At 44.4% G+C, this 24,042-nt stretch carries 14 protein-coding genes; all 14 read right to left on the reverse strand.

The features are described 5' to 3' along the window. Window positions 1–6 precede the first annotated feature (6 nt). Entirely contained in the window at window positions 7–2,187 is a 2,181-nt protein-coding gene (locus H8B19_RS12345) for a pentapeptide repeat-containing protein (RefSeq protein WP_186507199.1), read from the reverse strand. 1 nt (window position 2,188) lies between these two features. Further along, a complete protein-coding gene (locus H8B19_RS12350; RefSeq protein WP_186507200.1) occupies window positions 2,189–4,603 on the reverse strand; it encodes a DUF2169 family type VI secretion system accessory protein in 2,415 nt (804 codons plus the stop codon). 124 nt (window positions 4,604–4,727) lie between these two features. Then, the gene (locus H8B19_RS12355; RefSeq protein ID WP_186507201.1) at window positions 4,728–7,649 is read right to left on the reverse strand and encodes a type VI secretion system Vgr family protein; all 2,922 of its coding nucleotides are present in this window, start codon (window positions 7,647–7,649) and stop codon (window positions 4,728–4,730) included. A 107-nt stretch (window positions 7,650–7,756) separates the two neighbouring features. Next, on the reverse strand, window positions 7,757–8,263 hold the full coding sequence (locus H8B19_RS12360; protein WP_186507202.1) for an Hcp family type VI secretion system effector: 507 nt from the start codon (window positions 8,261–8,263) through the stop codon (window positions 7,757–7,759). Window positions 8,264–8,479: 216 nt separating this feature from the next. Continuing rightward, window positions 8,480–10,147, reverse strand: coding sequence for a sigma-54-dependent Fis family transcriptional regulator (locus tag H8B19_RS12365; RefSeq protein ID WP_186507203.1), 1,668 nt, complete (start codon window positions 10,145–10,147; stop codon window positions 8,480–8,482). A gap of 14 nt (window positions 10,148–10,161) precedes the next feature. Then, a complete protein-coding gene (gene tssH / locus H8B19_RS12370) occupies window positions 10,162–12,792 on the reverse strand; it encodes a type VI secretion system ATPase TssH (protein WP_186507204.1) in 2,631 nt (876 codons plus the stop codon). 16 nt (window positions 12,793–12,808) lie between these two features. Next, window positions 12,809–13,837: a type VI secretion system baseplate subunit TssG gene (tssG, locus tag H8B19_RS12375; protein WP_186507205.1), complete on the reverse strand. Its 1,029-nt coding sequence runs from the start codon at window positions 13,835–13,837 to the stop codon at window positions 12,809–12,811. Beyond that, the gene (tssF, locus tag H8B19_RS12380) at window positions 13,801–15,561 is read right to left on the reverse strand and encodes a type VI secretion system baseplate subunit TssF (RefSeq protein WP_186507206.1); all 1,761 of its coding nucleotides are present in this window, start codon (window positions 15,559–15,561) and stop codon (window positions 13,801–13,803) included. The genes tssG and tssF overlap by 37 nt, the downstream gene beginning before the upstream one ends. Before the next feature lies 1 nt (window position 15,562). Continuing rightward, window positions 15,563–15,979 (reverse strand): type VI secretion system baseplate subunit TssE, encoded by a 417-nt coding sequence (gene tssE / locus H8B19_RS12385; RefSeq protein WP_186507207.1) that lies wholly within the window; start codon window positions 15,977–15,979, stop codon window positions 15,563–15,565. 81 nt (window positions 15,980–16,060) lie between these two features. Then, window positions 16,061–17,542 carry a type VI secretion system contractile sheath large subunit gene (gene tssC / locus H8B19_RS12390; protein ID WP_186507208.1) on the reverse strand — a complete coding sequence of 494 codons (1,482 nt, stop codon included), beginning with the start codon at window positions 17,540–17,542 and terminating at the stop codon, window positions 16,061–16,063. Between the two features lie 39 nt (window positions 17,543–17,581). Then, window positions 17,582–18,082: a type VI secretion system contractile sheath small subunit gene (gene tssB, locus H8B19_RS12395; RefSeq protein WP_186507209.1), complete on the reverse strand. Its 501-nt coding sequence runs from the start codon at window positions 18,080–18,082 to the stop codon at window positions 17,582–17,584. 81 nt (window positions 18,083–18,163) lie between these two features. Next, entirely contained in the window at window positions 18,164–19,759 is a 1,596-nt protein-coding gene (tssA, locus tag H8B19_RS12400) for a type VI secretion system protein TssA (RefSeq protein ID WP_186507210.1), read from the reverse strand. After that, entirely contained in the window at window positions 19,759–20,433 is a 675-nt protein-coding gene (tagF, locus tag H8B19_RS12405; RefSeq protein ID WP_186507211.1) for a type VI secretion system-associated protein TagF, read from the reverse strand. The genes tssA and tagF overlap by 1 nt, the downstream gene beginning before the upstream one ends. A gap of 10 nt (window positions 20,434–20,443) precedes the next feature. Then, entirely contained in the window at window positions 20,444–24,022 is a 3,579-nt protein-coding gene (tssM, locus tag H8B19_RS12410) for a type VI secretion system membrane subunit TssM (protein WP_186507212.1), read from the reverse strand. Window positions 24,023–24,042: the final 20 nt, after the last annotated feature.

The raw sequence follows: 24,042 nt of genomic DNA on the forward strand, positions 1-24,042 counted from the left end.
CCTTAGTTAGAGTGAATTTGGTGATCGCCAGGTTTCTGCCGCGGCTAAATCTTTGTTTGTTTTTCTGGCATCCTGTAAGTTGGTACCACGCCATTTTGTTCCCTGTTCCTCAACCCGATGTAAATTTATTCCTTTCATATCGGCACCGCTGAAATCGGTATTTAACAAACGGCTTCTGGAGAAATCTGCATATTGACCAACGACGTCACAATATTTGGCGCCTGCACACTCTGCGTCAGTTACCATCGCTTCATTAAGGATAGCATTGCTAAAATTGCATACCGCTAATTGGCTGCCAATAAAACAGGCTGTGGTAAAGTTGCCGTTGTTTAATGCTGCACCAGTCATATTGGCGAGCATAAAGTTGGTCGCTGTTGCACTGACCTGAGTCAGAGTGGCTGATTTGAGGTTCGCGTTAGAAAAATCGCTTCGGTCTAATACGCTGTTATCTAATTGGGCATGTTCCAATGTGCAATCCGAAAAATTACTGTCACTAAAATCACAATTTTGCAAATTATGATGACTTAAATTCATGCCGGCAAAGCTGCATCTTTTATACATCCCGCCAGATAGGTGGATTTGTTCAAGCGCTGCAGAAGAGAAATCGATTGCCTGGCAATGTGCGTGCTGAAAGCTGGTCAGGGTAATTGATGCTGATTCCAGTATAGTGCCGTGCAAAAGTGCACCATTAAACTCGAGGTTGATTAACTTGCTGGTGCTCATATCCGCATCATTCAGTACAGCGGAAGAAAAATCGCTGTCTTGCAGTGTTGTTGATTCAAAACTGGCGTTGGACAGGTCTGTTTTGACAAAAAGACAGTGGGTTAAAACGCCTTCAGAGAAGTCAGCGCTGCTCATATCCAGACTAGAGAAGTTGGTTTTATCTGCTTTAATATTGCACAGCCTGCTTTTTGTGAATGTACTTCCATTAACTACCGTGCGTAGAAATGAGCAATTGTTGAACTCTGCATTGTTACAGTTGGCATCCGTAAGAATAGTGTCGGTTAGATTACTATCTGAAAAATCAGTCGACTGGCAATTACAGTTGGTTAAATCAACGCCGGTCAAGTTGGTCGCGGATAAATCTGCATTTGCCAAATTGGCTCCACGCAAGCGGGTTGACCTCAGATCCAGTCCGGACAAGTCTGAGCCAGACAGATTTGCTCCCGACAGATCGGCATCTAACAGGTCTGCGTGAGTTAAGTTGGCGTCTTTAAGGTCTGCGTTAATCAGTGTAATAGAACGCAATTTCACTTGTTCGAGATCCACTGCCGCCAATAACGTATTATTTAAATTGGCGCCGGCTAAATTTACCCGGTTGAGTGATGAACCAGTTAAATCTGCACCACTTAAGTTTGAGCCTTGCAGATTTGAATCGCTAAAATCAGTGCCCGTAAACCGGCAACCGGTCAGATCCATATTGGCCAGTACCATGCCTCGCATGGCCTTGCCAGAAAAGTCTCCAGTCAATCTGCCAGCGCTGGTTAAATTCATTTCGCTAGTGTCGATATCGACCAAACTGGCGTCGCTGAAATCCGGGTTGTCTGGTGAGACAGAGAGCAGTTTAGTACTGATCAATTTGGCACCGTTAAAACGACAGTCATGCAAATGACAATGCTCAAAGGAATTACCTTGTATTAAGGCTTGAGCAAAACTGGCCTGAGTAAAAGTACTGCGCTGAATAACGCTATTCAGTATATTGGTGTCCTGTAAATTTGCCTTAGTAAAGATTGAATCATTGATTGATCCATTGCTGATTGTTGAGGCACTAAAACAGGCGTTGGAAAAATCCATAAACTCAAAAATAACGTTAGTCAGGTTTGCTCGGCTAAAATTGGCAGAATGTGCACTACAAAGGCTTTCAGTCGACTGATTGATTTGCGGGTTTTCTTTAAGTTGTGCTAATAACCCTTTATTTTCGAGTAGTTTGCGGTTGGATAATAACGCGCCACTAAAATTGGTGTCGCTACAAACAGTATTGTCTAACTGGCAATTAAATATTGAGCTTTCAGCAAAATTGCATCCGCTTAAATTAGCACCACTAAAGTTTACATCAACAAACATTAGTTGAGATAAATCCAGTCCTGCCAGGTTGACGCCAACCAGTTCCAAATTGCATAAAATGTTGTATTGAGGCCGTTTACCACTTTGCAACAGCTTAATGATGGATTCAGTGGTTGCATTCATGTTATTTCACCATGCCCAAGGCGATTTTAGTTTGTTTAATATTGGCGTGGTTAAAGTCAACATTGTCAATATTGGCCTGATAAAACTCCGCACCATATAAATTTGAACGACTTAAGTCTGTTCTTGTTAGTTTGCTTTTTGTGAAGTTGGCCTGAAACAGATTTACGCCTGATAACTTAGTTTCCGTTGCGGTAGACTTGGCAAACTCTGCCAATTTCAAATCACAGTCATTAAATATCGTGCGGGTTAAATCGGTACTGGACAAGTCGGCGGATTGCAGGGGGATTTGTTCGAATATCGCGTCAGTTAAATCGGCGCCATCAAAAATAATAGCGATAGCACTGCCTTTGACGAAGTATGCATTGCTAAAGTTACTTCCTTCCGCCGCCCGGATACCATTCAAACCGCAGTCAAACATGCTTAAACCTTTAGCATCGACATTTTCCATCAGGGCATTGGATAGTTCGCTTTGTTCAAATTTAGCCAGACTAAGGTGGCAATTACTGAAGTTTACTTCGCGTAAATTACAGTGATTAAATGTACTTTCATACAAATTGGAACCTGCGAAACTCGCTGATTTGGCATCAATCTGAATAAACCTGGCCTGAGATAAATCGCTGTCGTCAAATATAGATTCCTGCAGCAGAGTTTTATTGAAATTCGCGCCAGGCAAGTTTGTGGCAGTAAAATCTGCCTGATTTAGTTCGGCTTCGCTTAAATCGACGTTCATCAGGCTTGCTTGCTGGAATTGGGCTGCCACAGCGGAAATTTTAGTAAAATTAGCCTGTTCAGCACTTACTCCAGTTAGTATTGCACCATCGAAAATGGCGCCGACTGCCTGCACATCATTCATTATGCAATCGCTTAAATCCGCATCACTAAAGTCGGATCCGCTGAGATTAGCACCGGTAAGAATTGCATTACTTAAATCAGCATGGCGAAAGTCACGATTTGACAGGTCCTGGTTGGACAGATCCAGCCCTGTTAATTCAGTACCTTTAACATTTGGCTGGGTGACTAAAGATGGTTCTGTGTCGGCTTTTAGATTTACACCTTGTGATGACGCCGAGTGAAATTCCGGCAAATCATATCCCTGATCTTTTAGAAAAGTCAGCATGTCCTGTTTGCTGGATTCAATGAGCTTCGCCCCATCGTCCGGATTGATATGCTGAGCCTGGAAGATTTGCTTGTTCAATTTATCCACATCCGCATCAGGATTAAACAATTCAAGCAGATTATCTGCCAGTCCAAGTTCCTTTAATTGCTGTTTAAGGTGCTCAAAATGTTGCTTGAGTTCAGTGTCGGTGCTTGCTTCAAAGGTTTCTGTTTCAGTAGTTTGAATAACCTCCAGAGGTAAATCTTCACCTTGTGGATCTTCAAATTCTTCGATAGCAAACTCAGCATTTGTGGCATTTTGGTGCTGTTCGAATTCTTGTTGGTAATAGTCGCTGCTACAGCGTTCCCCATCCATGTTCTCAACAAACAAACAGGCATGCTGCAACTCTTCAAATTCATCACTTTGTACACCAACCACACCACGCCAGATCAGATTAATTTGTTGCTTTTCCATATCAACATGTAGGGTGTCGAGGTGCAATGTCACTTCATGGAAAAACCTTTGCTCAGGTGAATATTGGCCTTTGACAAATAAACGAGGCCTTATTGCCGGTAACTTTGAGTTAAAATGCGGGACTTCAGGACGTAAATGTTCAAAATACAGTGATTCGTCACCTGTCAGATAATCAACTTGTTGATCCTGAGGGGCATTGTTGAAATAACGCCAATTGAAGTCATTGGGGAAATAAGGGAAATTTTGTTTAAGCCATTTATCATTGTAAGTGCCACTAAGTGGTGTTTTGTCACCCCAACCATCTTTAAGAGGCCCAAATCCTGCCGGCAACGATTTTTGTGAAGGCGAGGAAAGGTAGGCATCACAATGTTCAATATTGGGGAGGGGGTGCAGGTTTTCCGTTCCTACATCGATTTTATCCAAGCCTTTACCTACAGGGTTCTGTGCGTATTTAAGCCCGCCATATGCATTTTCATACGTGAGTGGGATGGCGGCACAAGGTTGTGCACCAAAAGGTTCAGGTTTTGACGCTCGTCCCCATTGCCAGAATCGGTCGTTAAAAATGGCGAGTGATTTTTTCCAGCTACCAACAGCAAAGGTGACTTTGCAACCGGCTTTGCCGCATTCCGGATAAGCAACCCCGGTTAAGGTTAAGTCTGCTTTAGGTTTAAAAATAACCAGGTCATTGGCGTATTTTAAACTGGCAGTGGGTTTGTCATCGACAAAGGTGTCACCGGTTATGGTTGCATCATCCGAATTCTGGGCATAAACGGCTTTGTTATCCGGCACTAAATCAAAACAACCTTTCACCACCAGAGTTACACTGTGGTTTGGTGGTTGTAACATGCCTGGTATCCATGCCAGTTTTAGGTTTGTCTGGTTAAAGGGTTCCAAATTATTGACCTCAGAGAGAGATTTATTGCCCAAGAAGTAATCAAAACAGTGACGTTGTCCAAAATCGATTCTGCTATCAGGTACTGGTGGTATTTTTATCTTTCATGACGCCGGTAACAGTCAGATTTTTACTGAACTTGGCTTCATCTGCTGTAACTTGCATTTTTCCCCGTGCCTCCAGCTCTATTTTCGATTCATTAACGAATGTCAGGTCACCTTTGCTATATAGGCTGGCATTAGAAGATTTATCAAACTGCAGTATTGCGCCGGCATTCGGTGGAGGCGGAGCTAAGGGAGTTGCCTTCATTTTGCTTTTATCAACGGTTGGTGGAATTTTGTCGTCCATTTTTATTTTGGGATTGGCAGCGATATAAATGCTTTGCTGGGAGCGTATATCCATCCGTTTTTGCGCATTTAAATTGACATACTCAGGATACACTTTACTGACTTTGGCATCTTTCAAGTCGCCCTGATTGGGCGAAAATGAGTTTTTATTTTTAGGTAACTGTCCTGTGGCGAGAGTTTTGCCATTGATAAACACACCTTCACCATTGATAACAATTGAGCTGCCATCACAACTTAATACGATGCTGTCGTTATCCATTGCAATAAAGGATTCCGTACCAGCAGATTTTTTCAGTTCATCTTCTTCATGTTTTATTTTTCTTATTGCATAAGCAATCGAGCCCGCTACTGTGGCTGCTGAAGAAATAGCTGATGCAGTAAGAAGTGATTTATTGATATCGGAATTATTCCAGGTTTTTATTTCGTTAGGCACGCCCGTAATCGTCGTGCCGGCTGCGCCAATTCCGGCTAATATTGTGGCGCCACCTATAGCCTTGTCTATCGCTTTCACTTTACCGTCAAAGTCAGACGCGCGGATTAAGACGTTTTTGGCTTGTTGCACCAAAGCACCGCTGACATTTTTATATTCTTTGGTGCTACCCGAGCTGAATTTTAATCCATAGTTAATACTGACATCTGTACCAAGCGTTAATTTTGTTGAAAGACCCAGTCCATAGGTTAAGTCGTAAGTGGCATTAATATTGGTGGAGCCCGCTAGTTTAATACCCGCGCTGTAGCCACGACTGTAGCTGCCGCTGGAACTTAAATCCTGTTTGAATGAAATACCGCTTGTTTTACTGAAAAAGTCATCGGACGTGCTTTGGGTAATTTTGCCATCGGTAGACATAAAGATACCGCCAGACGCATCGGCATAACTGTAATCTGTTTCCATGGTCTGATCGGTATCCGGCGCTCCCATTCTAAAATAACTATTGTGGTGGTCACTGTTGTAGTCCGTAACACTCATGCTGTACATTTTTTCCCCTGGCCCCACACCACCGCCACCAGCGGCATCATCTCTATCCTCAACACCAATAGCTGAGTGATGTTGCTGTTGAATAAGTTCATTACTGGGGGCCGTATTGAGTGGGCTGGCGGTTTGAAATGCTGCAACTTTGGTGTGTTGCTGTTCAGTACCAGAATTTCCAGAGGTCCCGGGGCTTGATTGACCGTCATCCATAATGCAGGTTATCCCTGCTGCGGTTTTAATAATGTTGCGAGCACTGTTTTTGGCGGTGACTACGCTCTTATTGAGCGGATTGGGTACTACGCCGGTAATGATGGGGCGGTCAGGGTCGCCATCAATACAGGTCCAGATCACTTCTGTACCTTTTAGTAGTGGGAAATGCATGCCGGTGCCTTGTCCGCCATAGGTTTCGGCTTTGCGTACCCAGCGACTGGCTTTGCCTTTACCTTTACCGCTGATATCAAAAGGCATCACCAGTTTATAGCGTCCCTGATCATCGATTTGTGCGCGATTAGAGTCCTGTTCACCGTCAACAATGGCATTGAGAATGCCATATAGTTTTGGTTTCTGTGCGATTTGCTGTGGCCGGAATTCCAGTGTTGCCGGAATCGCTTCAAAATCATTGCTGTAAGCAATCGCGTCACTCTGATTATTGCTGGCGGAAACACCGGGTAACGCCTGTCCCCCGCGATGATGGATATGGGTGATCAGGTATTCCTGATTAAAGTCATTACGAAAATGATCGAGCATTTCGAAAAGTTTGCCGGCTGAGAACATAATGGCATCAGCCTGACCTATACAGGTTCGTTGGCCACACAAGTGTGCTTCGGCTCTTACCTGAGCCAAGGTGTCGCCTTCCTGTGGATTTTTAAAATGATCGCCGTATTCATATAGTCGGCCCAGACCATTTTCATTAATAGAGGCATTCCCTTGCAGAGGAAGATGTGGCTGACGGTAGTTAAAGTCTTTAAGTACAACTTCACAGGCGGTTTGGGTTTGTTTTAGCGAAAATTTATGAATGGCTTCGTCTGCAAAACTCGCCATGCCGGAAGCTGGGACATAGGGTATTTTGTTTTCGGTTAGGACTGGATCAAGCTGATTTTTTTTATCACAAAAAATCATTTTGTCCCGACCTTCAAGATGGTCGAAGTAGTAATAAATACCTTCGTGTTCCATCAGACGTGAAATGAAGTTCAAATCGCTTTCTTTGTATTGCACCAAATATTCTTTTATTGGGTAGCTGTTAGCGAGGCGAAACTCGAGGTCATCTGCGAGCATATTAGTGGAGTAATCGGTGTCTAATATCTCATTCTTAATAATGTCAGGTACTGTAAGCTCTTGATAAATCTGATTTTGGCGACTCAGGTGCATCATGTAGATGCGGGGTACTAATAAAGCATGGTAATAATATTGGTCGAACTGAGCTTCTTCGCCCTGTTCGATGGAAAAAATAACACCATGAATCTCTCTGGTGTTGGTATCTCGTGTCAGGGTCAAAGTGGCATTTTGACCCACGAGTTTCTGTAAATCTAAATCCGGTTCAGCACTTAATAAGCTAATGTTGAATTCGAAAGGTTGGGAAATGGCTTCCACTCCACTAAAGCCAACCACTTTAAATAAGTTGTCAGCAATGGAATCAAATGCGTTTGAGTTAAATTCCGCATTTACACGTTGAGCTTCAGCCATAACCAATATCCTCTGTCATCCATGATGAGAAAACACAAATGCAAGTGTCTTTTCGCACCAGTAACCTTGCCTAATGTATCCGGGCAATTTTGTCTTTTGCTGGTTATTTAACTATTCCAGCTGTCTGTGCCTGAAGTACCCGCGACTTCATGTGTCCAGTTAATCTCTTTATAAGAGAAAGACACTTCTTCCATATGGGTAAAGCTGTTGTTGTTAGGATCAAGGCAGTTAGGCATTTGGGTACGAATACCTGTGATGGTCGCTTCTTTGGCCTCAATAGTGAAATAGTGCTCCTGTTCACCGCTTGGCGCGGTGCGGAACCATTTTAGCACTACACTGTTAAGTTGCTCTCCGGTAGAAAGCGCCTGATAAAGCATGGGTGAACTTTTGTCGAAAATTTTAGTGATGGTGAAACCATCGTGAACGCGTTGGCCTGAAGGCTGACCGCTTTGTGGATCTTTAGGTACGATAATGTCACCACTAAATGCCTGAACCATGATTTCATCTTCATGGGAGGATTTAGATAATGTACCAATACTGTCGGCACTGCATGCACCTGCAGAAATATCGCCCTGTGTGGCACCTTCAATTGTCATATAGGCTGGAACTGGCATGTGTGTTCTCCATTAAATAGTTAAACAAGTAACGTCGAACTAAGCATTTCAAGATACAGGCCAACTGAATAAAATTTATACATTTTTTGTAGTTTATTGATTTGTATAAATATTATTCAGTCAGGTGCTTTCAGATGATGTAATAAAGGTGTGCAAAAAAATGCGCATAGTATAAAAAGTGTACAGATTGTTGCATGGTTTCAATAAAACACAAGATTAACTACTGAGACTATTTTGTGCAGAAAGAGTCGGTTGATTAGCTGATGTAATAGCATAACGCTGCATTTTATCGATTAATGCCCTGCGGGATATGCCAAGACTGCGGGCGGTTTTTGTTTGATTGCCACCATTTTCTTCCAGCCGTCGCCGAATTACTGATGATTCATAGCGGCCGACAACTGATTTTAGATTAGTGCTTTCCCCCAGAGCTAAAGACGTTGTATCGAAGCGATTTTGGGCTTGCAAAATTTCTGCCGGTAAGTGTTCCGGCAAAATAGTGGCATCGTTTTCACACATCAAAACGGTGCGTTCCAGAATGTTTTTTAGCTCGCGTACATTACCCGGATAATGGTAATGGTTGAGTAATTGCAGTGCAGCAGGAGACATTAATGAAATCTTTTTGTCGTATTGTTGTGAATACTGATTGAGAAAGTAGTTAATCAGTGCTGGCAGATCATCTCGTCTTAAGCGCAACGGCGGTAGTTCAATCGGAAATACATTTAAGCGGTAAAACAAATCTTCACGAAATGTACCTTTGTCTATTAACTCGGGCAGGCTGTGATGTGTGGCTGCAATGATGCGTATATCTACTTTAACGCTGCTTAATGCACCTAACGGACGTACTTCTCTTTCCTGAATCACCCGCAATAGTTTTGCCTGTAAATCCATCGGCATATCGCCAATTTCATCCAAAAACAGTGTGCCGCCGTTGGCATATTCAATTAAGCCTTTTTTATCGCGATCAGCCCCGCTAAACGCCCCTTTTTTATAGCCAAATAATTCGCCTTCCAACAAATTGGCCGGTAAGGCGGTACAGTTTTGTGCGACAAACTGCGCACTTTTACGTGCTCCGTTGTAATGAATCGCTTTGGCAATCAGTTCTTTGCCGGTGCCTGTTTCACCATTCAATAATACAGTGGCACTGGTATTTACAACTTTGGACATTAAATCAAATACCGTTTTCATTGATTTACACGTACCAATAATTTCACCAAATTGCGGCGCTTTAATTTGTTTACGCAGTGTCTGGTTTTCTTCGCTTAATTCACGGTTAGTTTTATCCAATAAAGCGATTAAACGATGATTATGTTCAATCAGTTGCATATTGTTGAGGGTAACCGCCGCTTGTGCTGCAAATGCCGAAACCAGGGTTTCCAGTTTGGTTGGAAAGGGTTTGTAATGTTTGCCATTTTTACTGACGTGATTGGTTAATTGCAGCACGCCTATGGTTTCTTCCAGATGGTTACGAAATGGCACTGCCAATAGCGAACTGGTCTTATACTGGTTGATTTTGTCGTAATCGTAATACGGAGTTAAATCAAAACCACTGAACTGGTAAATATCGGCAATATTCATCACTTTTCCGGTGAAAGCGCAATAACAAGTGATGTCCTGCATATTGCGTTTGCCTTGTTTAAACAGTTCTATTGCTTTGATCCCCTGTATTTCACTTGCGATATGGGTGTTTTGACTAATCGGCTGATGCAAATAGCGTTTGGTTTTATCCAGAATAAAAATACGCCCGACCTCGGCTGAGGTTAGCCTGCGTGCTACATCGACAATACTGTGTAATAACGCATGACTATCCCGCTCGGTATTGAGCAAGGTCGTCAGGCGCAGCAGTTCTTCCATTATCTGCGTTGAGGAATGCTGTTCCGATAGCATAATTGAGTCCGTTTTTAACTAAATTGATAGGTAAATAATCCATCTTTACCTATATCGATATTCAGTTTTTGAGGTTGGGAGTCGTCGTGCATCATTTGCAATATATGCGTGGATATTTCGGGCAATAAGGTGCGGTTAATAATGTGATCAATATTACGTGCACCCGTTTCCACTTCCTTGCAGCGTTCAGCAATTTGGGCGACCACTGCATCGCTGTATTCGAGTACAATATCCTGACTGGCTTGCAAGCGTTTAACCACCTTATTGAGTTTAAGAACTACAATATCTTTAAGAATATCGCCGACTAATGGATAAAAGGGCACAATTTGCATACGTGCGAGTAATGCCGGTTTAAAGTGATTACTCAAAATAGGACGAATGGCGCTGGTGATAACATCAACAGGCGGACGTTCATCACCTGCGCCCATCTGGGTTATGACATCTGTGGCCAGATTACTGGTCAGAATCACGATAGTATTTCTGAAATCCACTAAACGGCCTTCGCTATCAGATAACATGCCTTTATCAAATACCTGATAGAACAGATTCATCACTTCCAAATCGGCCTTTTCAACTTCATCGAGTAATACAACGGAATAAGGACGTTGTCTGACAGCTTCGGTTAACATGCCTCCTTCACCATAACCCACATAACCAGGAGGTGAGCCAATCAGGCGCGATACGCTGTGTTTTTCCTGAAATTCAGACATATTAATGGTCGTCATAAAGCGCTCGCCACCAAATAACTCATCAGCAATGGCCAGCGCCATTTCGGTTTTGCCTACCCCACTTGGGCCCACAAACAAGAATACCCCTAATGGTGTATCGGGGTTTTGTAATCCTGCTTTGGCAGAGCGAACCCCTTCATCCAGTGAGGTGATGGCGTGGTTCTGACCTTTGACTCTGGTACCCATATTGGTGGCGAATTCAAGAATGCGTTTTGATTCGTCACGTACCATGTTGCCCAGTGGCACACCTGTCCAGTCCGATATAACCTGCGCCACTGTTTCCGGGCTGGTTTCGTAATGTACCAGTTTGGTTCCGGCCTGCAGTGTTTCCAGTTCTTGAACGCAGTCATCAAGTTGTTGTTGTAATTGCGATGAATCCTGCTGTTCCGCTTTAGCCTGTTTTACCTGATCGCGTAACTCGAGTACTTTTAACGCCAGTTGTTGTTCCTGTTGCCATTTTTCCAGCGTGATTTGCAGCTGTTGCTCAATGCCGTTAATCACTTCATCCAGCTCGTTTATCTGTCCGTCGTCTGTGATAACGGCACTGGCAATATCGCGTGTGATGGCATCTTTCTGACGATTAAACATGGCGATTTGTTGTTGCATATCTTCGATTGCCGCCGGTTTGGATGACAAGCTGAGTTTTACCCTGGCGCTGGCGGTGTCGAGAACATCAACGGCTTTATCCGGTAACTGGCGACCGGTGATATAACGTTCTGCCATAAAGGCAGCAGATTCTATGGCATCATCACGTACATAAACACCGTGTGCTTTTTCGTAAATATCTTTCAGTCCACGTAAGATGGTAATGGCCTGTTCGGCGGAAGGCTCATCCAGTTTTATATTCTGGAAACGTCGCGCCAGCGCAGGATCTTTATCTATGTATTTTTTATATTCAGAAAAGGTGGTGGCAGCGATGGTTCGCATTTCACCACGTGCCAGTGCCGGTTTTAAAATATTGGCAGCATCGCCGGTGCCTGCTGCACCGCCAGCGCCAATTAAGGTATGTACCTCATCGATAAATAAGATAATCGGTTTAGGGGAAGATTTTACTTCATCCATGACTTGTTTAAGGCGATTTTCGAATTCACCTTTTACGCTGGCGCCGGCCTGTAGTAATTGTAAATCGAGTGCAACCAGTTCCACTTCCTTTAAAAAGTCCGGTACATCACCATTGGCAATTTTAAGTGCCAGACCTTCAACCACCGCACTTTTACCTACCCCTGCTTCACCAACAACAATGGGATTGTTTTTACGTCTGCGACCCAGAATATCAATCATCTGGCGTATTTCATTGTCGCGACAAAAAATGGGATCAATTTCGTTATTTCTGGCAGCTTCTGTCAGGTTGTGAGCAAAACGTGCAAGTGCAGAATCTGCATTGTCAGTGGGAGAGCCTCCATTGCCTGCCGGTGCTGAAGAACTGTGTAACTGGCTGCTGGTTTCACTTGATCCGGCAACAATATCGTTAAAATGTAATCTGAGTTCGTCAGCGGATATTTTATCCAGTAAATCCATATACTGACCAAAACCATAGCGTCGACTATTTGCTAACAAGGTTGTGATCAGCATGCCTGATCGTATATTAGCGAATCCAAATTCGATCGAACCTAATAACCAGGCCTCCTGAATCCATTCCACTAGTAATGGAGAAAATACCGGTTTGCCCGGATTTCCACCTTTAATCTCTTCCACTGCACGATTAATTTCGCGCTGTATGTGCGACAAATTAATGCCGAAATAATTAAGTATCTGCTGGAAATCTTTACTGGGATCTTCAAGTAGTACCAGCAGCATATGATCAATGGTCACTTCATAATGCCCGCGGGAAACGCAGACACCTGCCGCCGCCTCCAGCGAACGCTCCGTATAACTGCTGAGTTTTTTTATAAGAGGTTTGAGATCGACGTTTAACATAAAGCTTCCTTTTTGCTTAAATCGTAGTGTGGCCAAGGATGACGGATTTGGTTTGGTGATTATGTTTACCCAGCCAGCTGGACCATCCCAGTCGACAGGGGGAGTTGTTCTTCAATGTTAAATCTGGTGTGTCCTGCTCGCGGAGTTTTAAGCCAATATCAAATGCCAGCGGGTCGCGCAGTAAATAGCGGATTAGCGCGATTAATTGCTCATATTCACCGTTGCCCGGTAAAAACTGATTAAATCGCGCAAAACTGAGTGGGCCGATCCATAACCTGAACTTACCGGACAGATTTTCAACCTGGGCACCTATGGTAATATCTTCACCCAGAGTACTCTGCTGTTTTCCTAAACAAACTTGCTGTTTTTCGGATATGTTTACTTTACGTGGTATAAATTCCTGCACTTCAACCGGTATGCGGCCAAAGTAATGTGAAATAATACGACTGACCATGGCACCTGAGCGGTTTTGAGTTGCCAGCAACCCCATATTGGCTAGAAGTCGGTTTAATCTTGTAAGTGGCGGTGAATCAAGCTGTGTGACGTTTTTCAGGCCAATCAAAGCAAATAACCAGTTAGACACCGGATCGGTTAAACCACTTTTGATGTGCTCAAACAGTAAATATTTAGCCTGAATACGGTAGTGCAGCGAAATAATGCGATGATGAAAGACATCGAGAAAATCGCGTCGGTTACTCTCGTTATCTGCATGCTGAATAATCGCTTCGGTGTAAAAAGCCGGTAGTGGTGATGTTGCGCCATACAAGCCTAAAAAGTTGATATCCATGCGATAGATAACATCACCATGCTGGCGTGAAATCGCTTTTAATTGTTTTATATCTGCACTGGCAAAGCCCAGACTGGCATAAGGTCTGAAACGAATTGATTCGTTGTTACAAGGGCCATAACGCCCAACAGACATTGTGTCCTGTTGCGCATTTGCCTGTTCAAGCAGTTTTACTGCCTGATAAAAGCTAAATCGCTGCGGATGCTGCAGCAAATAGCTGATTACAGGATATTTTGCAGGCCCATCTTGAGCGGCCATGTGTAAGTCTCTCCTTTTTCTTCACCGACGACTGTTAACTGATGGAATGAATTAATACTGGTATACAAACTAAAAAATTTATCCAGCACACTGGCGAACAGGTACATATCTCCCTCTGAGGTGAAATGACTTTCTTTGATTAATATGTGAATACTGAGACCACGAATGGGGTGTCCCTTGATCAATCTGTCTTCGGTCGTTACATCAATATTGCTGATACCTTGTAGCTTAAGTTGTAACTGACGTTCTGCCTGACGGTCTGACATGGCTTTAAAATCATAGGCAGCAATTAAATTTCGTAACATTTGAATGTTGGTCAGACTGCTGTAATTGAGCGACATGTTAGAAATAAGTTGCCATTGCAAGTCTTCATCAAGTGGTGGATAGACGGTCGCGCTGGTCGAGGTGATATTGCTGAAGGTAACAAATTCCGGCGAACTGGCGGTGGGTATTTTGATATCTCCAACTTTAAGCTTTTCCGGTAAATGGCGGTTGGTGCAGGTTAGTTCTACCGATACAATTTCCCTGTTTAATTGATCATGGCGTGTTTTTTGCCCACCAAAAGCAATATAGGTTTCTACTCTGCGATCACTTGCACCGCTTTTTAAACGTTTGTGGTAATGGCCGATACTATCTACCTGGCTTTCTTCATGTTCAAACGTGTGCACGGGTGTATATACCCGTGACTGGGCAACACCCTGTACCTTACTTTCAACTTTATCGATTGAATACACATCAAAGTGAGTGGAATTGCGTCCATTGGGACGGATCCGGTATTCCATGCTGGTATGGTCAATTCGAATGGGATCGGCGTCTCGCTTGAATACATTGATTACTGGTGTGGTATGTAAACGAAAATTGTTTTTACTGATGCGAACGTGCTCATCAATAAAGCGTTCAAATACAAATTGCAGACTGAAGCTATTGCCGTTGCCAGCTTGTTTTAACGTGCCAAGCTTGCCGATATCCAGATACAAGAACTTGTCCTGTAAAATAAAATAGTCCTGCAATAGTCGATAACCAGGAAATACCTGCTCTGAATAATCCATTAGTGATTCATTCAAGGCAAAACCCACGGGAGTAACAGCAGTTGTGCCTATATTGATACCATCATTCAGAGGATTATCGCCTGAGGCGGATACTATTAATTTGCTCAAATAGCGTCGGATCCACAAATAAAGGGTTTGGGTTATCACGGGGTCGCCATGTAAAAACAGGCGAATATTATCCAGATTTATTTGGGCTAAAGAGGTGCCTGAGTGAAGTTGAAAATCGAGTGTCAGATAGGAGTTTTTGGCGTCGTGTTTGATACTTGCCTGGGTAATCTCGAGCGGGCTGATGTCCACATCGTAACAAGTACGAAAACGGCAGCTTGTGCCTTCAACGGGTATGCTATCCAACTCTGTTCCCTGCTTGATTTGTCGTGATTCGGTTAAGGCGTTAGCGACAGGTTTAAATTCAACAATCGACATACTGGGAATGGGACGTAAATAATGAGGCCACATCATTTCTATCATGCTGTGGGTCAGTTCAGGCAACTGATCATTCAGCTTTTGGCTTAAGCGTGAGGTTAAAAAAGAAAAACCTTCCAGCAGACGCTCCACATCCGGATCACTGCCACGTTCGGCTAGAAAGGGGGCCAGTTGAGGGTTGGCCTCGCTAAACTCCTTACCCAGATCGCGTAAATAAGACAGTTCTTCCTGAAAGTACTTATTAAAACTCACATCAATTCCTTATTTTCACCGAACCACTGTCTCCAACCACAGTCTCAAAGGCGATGGGCAGGGTCTCGTCTTCCAGTTGAAGCTCGGCTTTAATTTGAAAAAATAGTTCCAGTGGATGGTTGGGATCGGCAATATGAGTGACGGATACTCTTTTTAGCCGCGGCTCATACTGGCGGATTGCATCCCTGATCACGTTGCGTATGACTTTAATTGCATTGGGAAAGTCACGGATAATGTCATTAAAATCTGGCATGCCATAGTCATCCAGCGTCATTACACTCCCCTGACGAACATTAAACATATTCGACAAGTGTCTGGTAATAGAATCCGATACTTTGCCAGGGTCTACATTCAGACTGCGACTATCCTGTGGTTGGGGATCGTCTATGCGCTCAAGCAGACTTTTTTCGAAAATCATCGTGTTGGTGCCTTTTATTCATATCAAAACAGTTGTTGGGGCTTAAACCAGTCCATGTTTTGCCCCAACAAAAGGCAGGAGTTATGATTTATCGAGTTTGCCAACCAGTGACAGATCGAAACTGGCACCCATATATTTAAAGTGAGGGCGTACTGACATTGAGACCCTGTACCAACCGGGATCACCATCCACGTCAGACACTTCAATACTGGCAGCACGTAGCGGTCGGCGTCCGCGAACCTCAGCGGAAGGATTATCCTGATCGGATACAAACTGTTTGATCCAGGTATTCAGTTCGCGATTCAAATCGCTTTTTTCTTTCCAGCTACCAATTTGTTCGCGCTGTAATACTTTGATGTAGTGTGCGAGACGACAAGTGACAAACAGATACGGTAACTGCCCACCCAGTTTGTAGTTGGTCTCTGCGGCCTTCCCTTCTGCACTGTTTCCAAAGAATTTGGGTTTCTGGCAGGAGTTGGCGGAGAAGAAAGAGGCATTATCTGTACCTTTACGCATGGTCAGGGAAATAAAGCCTTGTTCTGCAAGCTCATATTCACGTCTGTCAGATACCAATACCTCTGTGGGGATTTTAGTTTCAATATCTCCCATGGATTCAAAGGTATGAAGTGGTAAATCATCCACAGAGCCACCGCTTTGCGGACCAATAATGTTCGGACACCAGCGGTACTTGGCAAAGCTGTCTGCCAGCCGTGTGGCAAATGCAAAAGAGGTATTGCCCCAAAGATAATCGTTGTGGCTGTCCTTAACGTTTTCTTCATAGTTGAAGGCTTTGACCGGGCTGCTGTTTTCACCATAAGGTAATCGCAGTAAGAAACGCGGACAGGTCAGGCCGACATAACGGGAGTCTTCGCTTTCACGGAAACCACGCCATTTTGCATATTGTGGACCTTCAAACAGGCTATCTAAGTCCTTAAGACCGGGTAAATCCTGATAATCATCAATACCAAAAAATTCTGCACCTGCAGCGGCAATGAAAGGGGCATGCGCCATTGCAGCAACACTGGCTGTGTATTGCAGTAGTTTGACGTCCTGAGCACCCGGACCAAAATCATAGTTGGCGATCATGGCTCCAATCGGGTTACCACCGAACTGACCATATTCGGCAATATAACAGTGCTGATAGAGACCTGATTTAACCACTTCGGGACTGTCTTCGAAATCCTCCAGCAACTCGTCTTTGCTGACACTAAGCAATTCAAGTTTAATGTTTTCACGGAAGTTGGTTTTATCCACAACATATTTAAGTCCGCGCCAGGCCGATTCCAGTTTTTGCACGTCTTTGTGGTGCAGTATCTGATCTACCTGAACACTGAGCTTTTCGTCTATGCTGGCAATCATTTGATCGACAATCGCCTTGTTTACTTTTTCGCCCTGATTGCGTGGTGATAACATTTCGGAGATCAGGGCTTCTACACCACGTTTGGCAACCGAATAACCTTCATCGGAAGGTTTCATTCTGGTTTCCGTCATGATTTGACTTAGCAATCCGGACTCAACTTCGGTTGCTTCTGTTCCTTCTACGCTTTGTTCTAATTCAGACATGGTTATCTCCAAAATATCATCAAGCGGCGCCCATCCTGCTTAGGCATCCGTGTCTGTGTTATTAAGTTTGAGTTCGGCCAGCAGTTTGTTACGGGCTTCTTCATCAGTGAGGGCTTCTTCAAGCTTTTTGCGAAAGGCGGGCACATTGCCAAGTGGGCCCTTTAAAGCGGTGAGGGCTTCACGCATTTCAAGCATTTGGTTCAGTTCGGGAACCTGACGCACAACGTTTTCCGGCTCAAAATCCTTAAGGTTTTTAAACTTAAGGTTTAACGCCATTTCGGCATCGTCTTCACCGGTAAGTTTGTTATCAACCAGTACATCCAGTGAAAGGTTTTGCCCTTCCATTACTTTGTTGAAATTGTCTTTATCAACACTAATCGGTGTGCGTTCTTCCACCGGCGTGTCGTCATTCCTGAGGGTATAATCACCCATCATCAGGAGTTTGAGAGGTAATTCAACTTCTTCCTGCGCGTCGCCAGTCGCTGGTGAATACTTAATATTGACTCTCTCTTTCGGGGCAACGGATCCTTCTTTCGCCATTTCTTTATCCTTTATGGTTAAAAAACAAACAACACTTTACACCTCTTTGACTGCAGGTCAATTATTGACCAGTTTTGGATCTCAGCCGTTTTGCATTAAGGCGGTACTGATATCCAACCGGTAAATTACCGACTCAAGTTCTTCAATGCGCGCCTGCCGTTCCGGCGTCATTTTATTTTTAAAATTCTTGTGCAAATAACAGGCTTTCAGACTACGTGCCACACCTACCGAGGCAGCGCTTTCCCATTCTGTCAGATGATTAGTTTGCAATTGCTGCCACAGGTACTCCAATTGTGGCGCAGCTAAATGACTTTGCTCACATTTTTCCAAAAATTGTGCGGTTGTGAGTTGCCACATAAAACGGTCTCGTTCGTCTCTGGCTTGTTGTTTCGCCGACTCAAACAGTTGCAATCCCTCTGCAATTTTTCCTTTTGCAGCTAACGGCATGGCCTGTTGCAAGGTTGTATCCCAGGGATTGGTTGTTTGTTGATTGCTCGTATTGGAATTTGCGCCGCCGGACTGGTTGTCCTGCAGCCAAAGTTTGGTCATATCATTGACAAAAGGCGTACCTGTATTAAATTTGAGTTCAGTGATTTGCGGGAAACGGTTAACAAACATCAGTGTGTTTTGCAGTACCGCTTGTTGCGCTTCTGTATGACCTAACCCCTCTAGTGCGGTTGCAGCATATCTGTGAGCATCAAGCCAGAACATGCTGTCGCAAAATGCATTTTCTGCCGCATTTAACAGGTCATTAAATGCACCATTTTCCAAAAGATTTTGCAGCAGTTTTTGTCTTTCCTGTTCAATTTCAGGGAGTTGTGTCATGCCTTTATCGTTAGGCGGTAACCGTTCTATCTGCAACCAGATAGCGGTTCTGAGTAAGCTATAGGCATTTGCATCAGCCGGATTCTGCTGGCGTTTAAACTGCGCCACTTTGCGTGATACATCGATAATGGATTTTACGGCGAGTTTGATATCTTTATCGTCGGCAATTTCCACCGGTGCTGTTGCTGCTGCAATTGAAGGTGCTGCCGGTGTGGCAGGTTTTGTCGCTGCTTGTTCATTTTTTGCTGCCGTTTGCTGCTCACTAACGGGGGCTTGTTGCTGTGCTTTTTTATCGGCTTGTGCTTTAAGATGATCATGCCAGTTACGCACTGCACGTTTAAATGCACCAATAGACGGGCCGTTATCCTGCATCTTTTCATCACAGCAGGTCTGAATCCGGTTAATACTGTTCAGGCAACTGGCAAGTGTATCCAGCTCACTGGCTTTGGGATCCTGCGCGGTAATCAGGGGCTCAGTTTTTTCTGCTAACCAGCTAATGGCATTGGCGCGGGCTTTGACCCGTCTGACGGGCGGAAACATATTCTCATAAAAGGTTTCGAGCATATCTGCCACTATGTTAAGCCCGCCCTCTAAACCTTTTAATCCTTGTTTTTGATATAAGGCATGGCACAGATAACATGCGGCTACAATATCTTTACTGCGGTTGATAATAATGGTGGAAGATAAATCAACAACAGTTTGCCAGTTAATAGGTTCAGCTGACGATACTGCTTCGAGTTTTCCCAGTTCATTAAGCATGCTTTCGTAATCGTCATCGTATTTTGCTTCTTCACCGGCGGGGAATTGTTCCGAGATTGGCGTTTTTCCGGCATTACGTAATTGTTCATCCATTACAGCCATTCTCCATTTAACATTGCGTGATAATCACCGATGACAGGCATTCCCTGAAAGCTAATAAAGGTAGGGGAAATGGTTTCTGTTCCTGCTGTCCACCAGTGAGTCGGGTGAGTTAATTTATTTTGAATCACTTCTTGCGCAGCTAAGGCATAACCGGCATCCAGCAGCGCTTTGCTGGCAATACCATTATGCTGCCAACCGATACGATGCTCTTTGGCAGGCAGCAATTTTGCGTTTTCGATTTGCGGAGATGGTACTTGTTGCAGCTGCTGGTCAAACTGTTCAAGTGTGGTGTCGGGTGAAAGCGTACTGAGCGCCAAATCTTCGAGTTGTTCAAACCAGTTATCCGCACTCGTGGCGAAATGCAATAACTGTGTTTCTGGGGCGAATTCCATACCCAGCATCAAAGGAAAGTGGCGGCCAACACTATCCACACTGGGTAGCATCACACCACAAAAGGCATTATCACTGACAATGTCAGGACTAATACAAAATCGCCAGATTGGGCTGACCAAATATTGGTTTAACCATTGCTCGGCAAGCGAAATACGACTGCTATCCATGGCCGACTGCAGCCAGCTATCCCACTTGTTAATTAACGGGTGTGGTAATCGTCGGGAGATAAAATCTCCTTTGTCTGGTAGTTTTCCATAGAATCCGCAGCTCATGGTGATTTCCTTATAACGACTCCGGGCAACCCATCAATCGTAAATCCTGACTGATAAAAGGGTTGTAGACTGAGTCTGCGCGAACTTCATAACCGGCTTTTAATCCTCCCAGTTCAAAGGTTACCCGGAATCGGTCGCGGTTAGATGAGCTGTGTTTTTCACCTTTATCCATTAGCCGGAACCAGGCCCAGGGCCCATCCGTGCTGATATTGGTCGCTGCCTGACTGCTGAGGTTACGTACCGACAAACGTGCACGTTCGAATCCTCCTGTGGGTGGCCATACAATGCGGGTCAGACGCGCAGGACCATGTTGGTAAGTAATGCGTTGATCGCCCAGTTCAATCAGACTCTGACTGGCTTTGGCGTCCAGTTGAATTGGCATTACCTGAAATGACAGGCTGGGTGAGGTGGCATTGCCCATAAAGTAGGTTTGGCGAATGCGCTGGGCTCTTTCAAAATAAGCGATAATTTGTGGATTAATTTCCAGTGTTGCGCCAGCGTTATTAACCAGGGACCAGGGGTTGGTGCTGGTATCGATAAAGCTGGATAAATAGGTTTTGAAAAAGTCATCCAGCAACCCGGCGGGTCCAAAGAACCGGCTGAAATCACTCAGATTAATGTCATTTGCACTACTTGGATTTATCGGGTAACGACTACCAATCGCCTGATGACAGAAACTTAATACCGACGATTGCCATACCTGATTAAAGCGTTCACGGGAATTGCGTACCAGCACCATGTTACTCTCACGCACCAGACTGTATAACCAATGCCTGAGCGGTTCTGGCTGGCGGTTCGCTTCAAGCTGAATTCGGCGCATGACGCCTTGCAGGCTGGAGTTGGCATCGGCGGTGGTTAAACCCAGACCGCCAGAATTAATGGTGGCATCCACTGCGCTTAAGGCTAAAAATAGTTCATTCAGATTAGATAAAGTTGCGGTAATCGGTGCGGGTGTCTGATCGCGTTGTTTAATGATTTCATGTAAACGTGCGAAATGGCGATCCACCACTGCAGCGGGATCTTTGTTCTGGCTAATATTGGCCACATCACCGGCTTTTTCCAGTAAGGCATTGACCTGCTGTTTTATTCTGCTGATACGGTCTGATTCGTCAACGACATCAATAAAATCAGCACTGGAACTGGCCAGTACTGTCTGTTCACCAATATGCACCAGTAAACTCTTAATTGGCGAGGTGTCGGCAGATAAGTCTTTAACTTTCTGCGCACCATCAGCAAAAGAATCAAACTGGGCAATATCCAGATCGTTTAGATAGTGATCCCACTCGCGCACATAATCGGCAAAGTATAGTTTGGTCACATCCTGATATAGCTCTTCAATTTGTTTATCGTTAAGCGCTTCTCTTTCACTTTCACGTAATACCCAGGTTTCTTTGGCTGCCTGCTCTGCTGCGCTTTCGCCATTTTTGAGCAGCACATCGTGATAGCCCTGTAAAGTAAATAACCCCGGTAAACCTTTGCTTAGCGGAGCGCCACTTTTAAAACGAAAATAACGGGCTGCATCAGCACCAATATTATCGATAATGCGCCATTCTCCGAGTTTACGTGCCATCGGGGAGCGCTTAATCTGGCCATACACTCGTTCTGCCAAACTTTGACGCGCAAGGGTTAAACGTACGTTCTCTACCAGGCGACCCTGCAATGGCATAGGTTTTATGTCATCGGTTTCCAGCAATGCCTGAAGATGACCAACAATTTGTTCCCGAATCACTTTATTGGATGCGCCGGGTAATTGGTTAGCCCAGTCGGTGGTTACCCAGATACTGACTTCATCTGCATCGTAACGACCGGGGTGGCCCAGCATCAGATAGACTTTTAAAGCGGCGTATAAAAATTGCCCCTTGCTAATTTGATTATTATCTACCAGTTGTTTTTCGAGACGTTCAATGACTCTTGGCATTAACACATTGTTGAGTGCTCGTTTATAAGCATCAATGGCAACCGGGCCAATTTTATCGCCCTGATACAAGCCCATGCCCATCAAAAACGGAATGCTTTTATCCTGATCGGCATAGCCACCCTGAATATTCCGTAACATGTTCAAATAGGGCAGGATTTCGGTGATTTCGCCACGGCTATCTACCAAATTTTGCGACACGTTCTCGTAGCTGGCGACTTGTTGCTCGACGTCCGCGATATAGTCCAGATTGTTCTGGTAGCTGCTGTACCAGCCTATTATCATCAATATAAAAAAGATACCGGCAAGGCTATAACCAATGCGTTCAACCCACGCCCTGTGTTTTGCCCAGAAGCCGGTACTGATGCCTAACTCAGCCTCGGTAAAAATTACCTGCTTAAGCAAACGGGTCAGGAAATAACTGCGGCCCGGGCCACTGAATGCAGGTTTTGCCTGAGCCTGCAATCCAAAAGCGCGGGATACGGAACCGATTAAACGGTCTATAGGGGTACCTTCCTGTGTGCCACTGGAAAAATAAACCCCACGCAGCAGGTTTTTTTGTTCGTACTGGGATGGCGCAAAAACCTCGTTTAAAAAGCGGCTGATGGCTGGTTTTAAACCGGCAAATTGCTCAGGAAACCCCTGAATTCTGGCGCGTTTGTTGTAATCAAATTCTGCTTGTATGCGGGGTAATAGCTTTTTATCAAGCTGACTGACCAGCTGAGAAAATTGCTGTTCGAATTGTTGTGTGAGCTGTTCTGCACTTTCAGATTGCGACAACTCGAAAGTCATGCCCCATATCTGCTCACGCTGGCGTTGATCCATGTCGTCAAAAAATTCCATAAAGCCATCGAGCAAATCGGCTTTAGTAAAAATCAGGTAAACCGGCACCTGTACTTTAAGGGTTTCATTAATTTCCTGCAGGCGCTTACGCACGGCTCTGGCATGCATTTGTAGCCCTTGTTCGCTCTGACCAATAATGTCGGTGAGACTAAATGCCAGTAATACGCCGTTTAACGGCTTACGTCCGCGATGCTTTTTGAGCAATTGTAAAAAACCACCCCAGGCTTGTTTATCCACGCTTTCATCGCTGTCCTGTGTGGTATAGCGGCCTGCGGTGTCGAGTAATACCGCTTCATTGGTAAACCACCAGTCACAGTTACGTGTTCCGCCCACTCCTTTAACCGGATCGGAGCCAAATCCTTCCTGTAAAGGAAAATTAAGTCCTGAATTTTTTAAAGCCGTGGTTTTGCCGGCGCCGGGTGGACCAATGATGACGTACCATGGTAATTGGTACAGATATTTAAAACCGCCGCTGCCGCCCAAACGCGATTTTTTAAGGGTTTGTAAGGCTTGTTTAAAGCGCTGTTGCAACTGCTCAACTTCACCCTGACTCGCTTCCTGCTGCAGGTTGTCTTGTGCATTGCCGGTTAGCGTGTTGATGATTGCCTGATTGGTCTTTTTTTGTTTGAGTGATTTATAAAGATTCCAGCCTATCCAGATAGCGATAACCAGCGCGATAAAAATGATGCGTGTTGTTTCATCGCCAAGCGGCATCCAGTTGCCAAAAGCCAGTAACTGCCCGATGTACCAGATAAACAAACATAAAAACAACATGCCAATAACTGACAGTACCCAGCGACTGGTAAGAAATTGAAAAATCTTTTTAAACACGCCCATATCCCTAATCTGTT

Origin of the sequence: Neptunicella marina, from assembly GCF_014270035.1 — a bacterium.
GTDB lineage: Bacteria > Pseudomonadota > Gammaproteobacteria > Enterobacterales > Alteromonadaceae > Neptunicella > Neptunicella marina.

Coding starts and splice junctions, on each gene's coding strand:
- H8B19_RS12345 (WP_186507199.1), bottom strand. CDS start 2,187: ATGAATGCAACCACTGAATCCATCATTAAGCTGTTGCAAAGTGGTAAA.
- H8B19_RS12350 (WP_186507200.1), bottom strand. CDS start 4,603: ATGTTACAACCACCAAACCACAGTGTAACTCTGGTGGTGAAAGGTTGT.
- H8B19_RS12355 (WP_186507201.1), bottom strand. CDS start 7,649: ATGGCTGAAGCTCAACGTGTAAATGCGGAATTTAACTCAAACGCATTT.
- H8B19_RS12360 (WP_186507202.1), bottom strand. CDS start 8,263: ATGCCAGTTCCAGCCTATATGACAATTGAAGGTGCCACACAGGGCGAT.
- H8B19_RS12365 (WP_186507203.1), bottom strand. CDS start 10,147: ATGCTATCGGAACAGCATTCCTCAACGCAGATAATGGAAGAACTGCTG.
- tssH (WP_186507204.1), bottom strand. CDS start 12,792: ATGTTAAACGTCGATCTCAAACCTCTTATAAAAAAACTCAGCAGTTAT.
- tssG (WP_186507205.1), bottom strand. CDS start 13,837: ATGGCCGCTCAAGATGGGCCTGCAAAATATCCTGTAATCAGCTATTTG.
- tssE (WP_186507207.1), bottom strand. CDS start 15,979: ATGATTTTCGAAAAAAGTCTGCTTGAGCGCATAGACGATCCCCAACCA.
- tssC (WP_186507208.1), bottom strand. CDS start 17,542: ATGTCTGAATTAGAACAAAGCGTAGAAGGAACAGAAGCAACCGAAGTT.
- tssB (WP_186507209.1), bottom strand. CDS start 18,082: ATGGCGAAAGAAGGATCCGTTGCCCCGAAAGAGAGAGTCAATATTAAG.
- tssA (WP_186507210.1), bottom strand. CDS start 19,759: ATGGATGAACAATTACGTAATGCCGGAAAAACGCCAATCTCGGAACAA.
- tagF (WP_186507211.1), bottom strand. CDS start 20,433: ATGAGCTGCGGATTCTATGGAAAACTACCAGACAAAGGAGATTTTATC.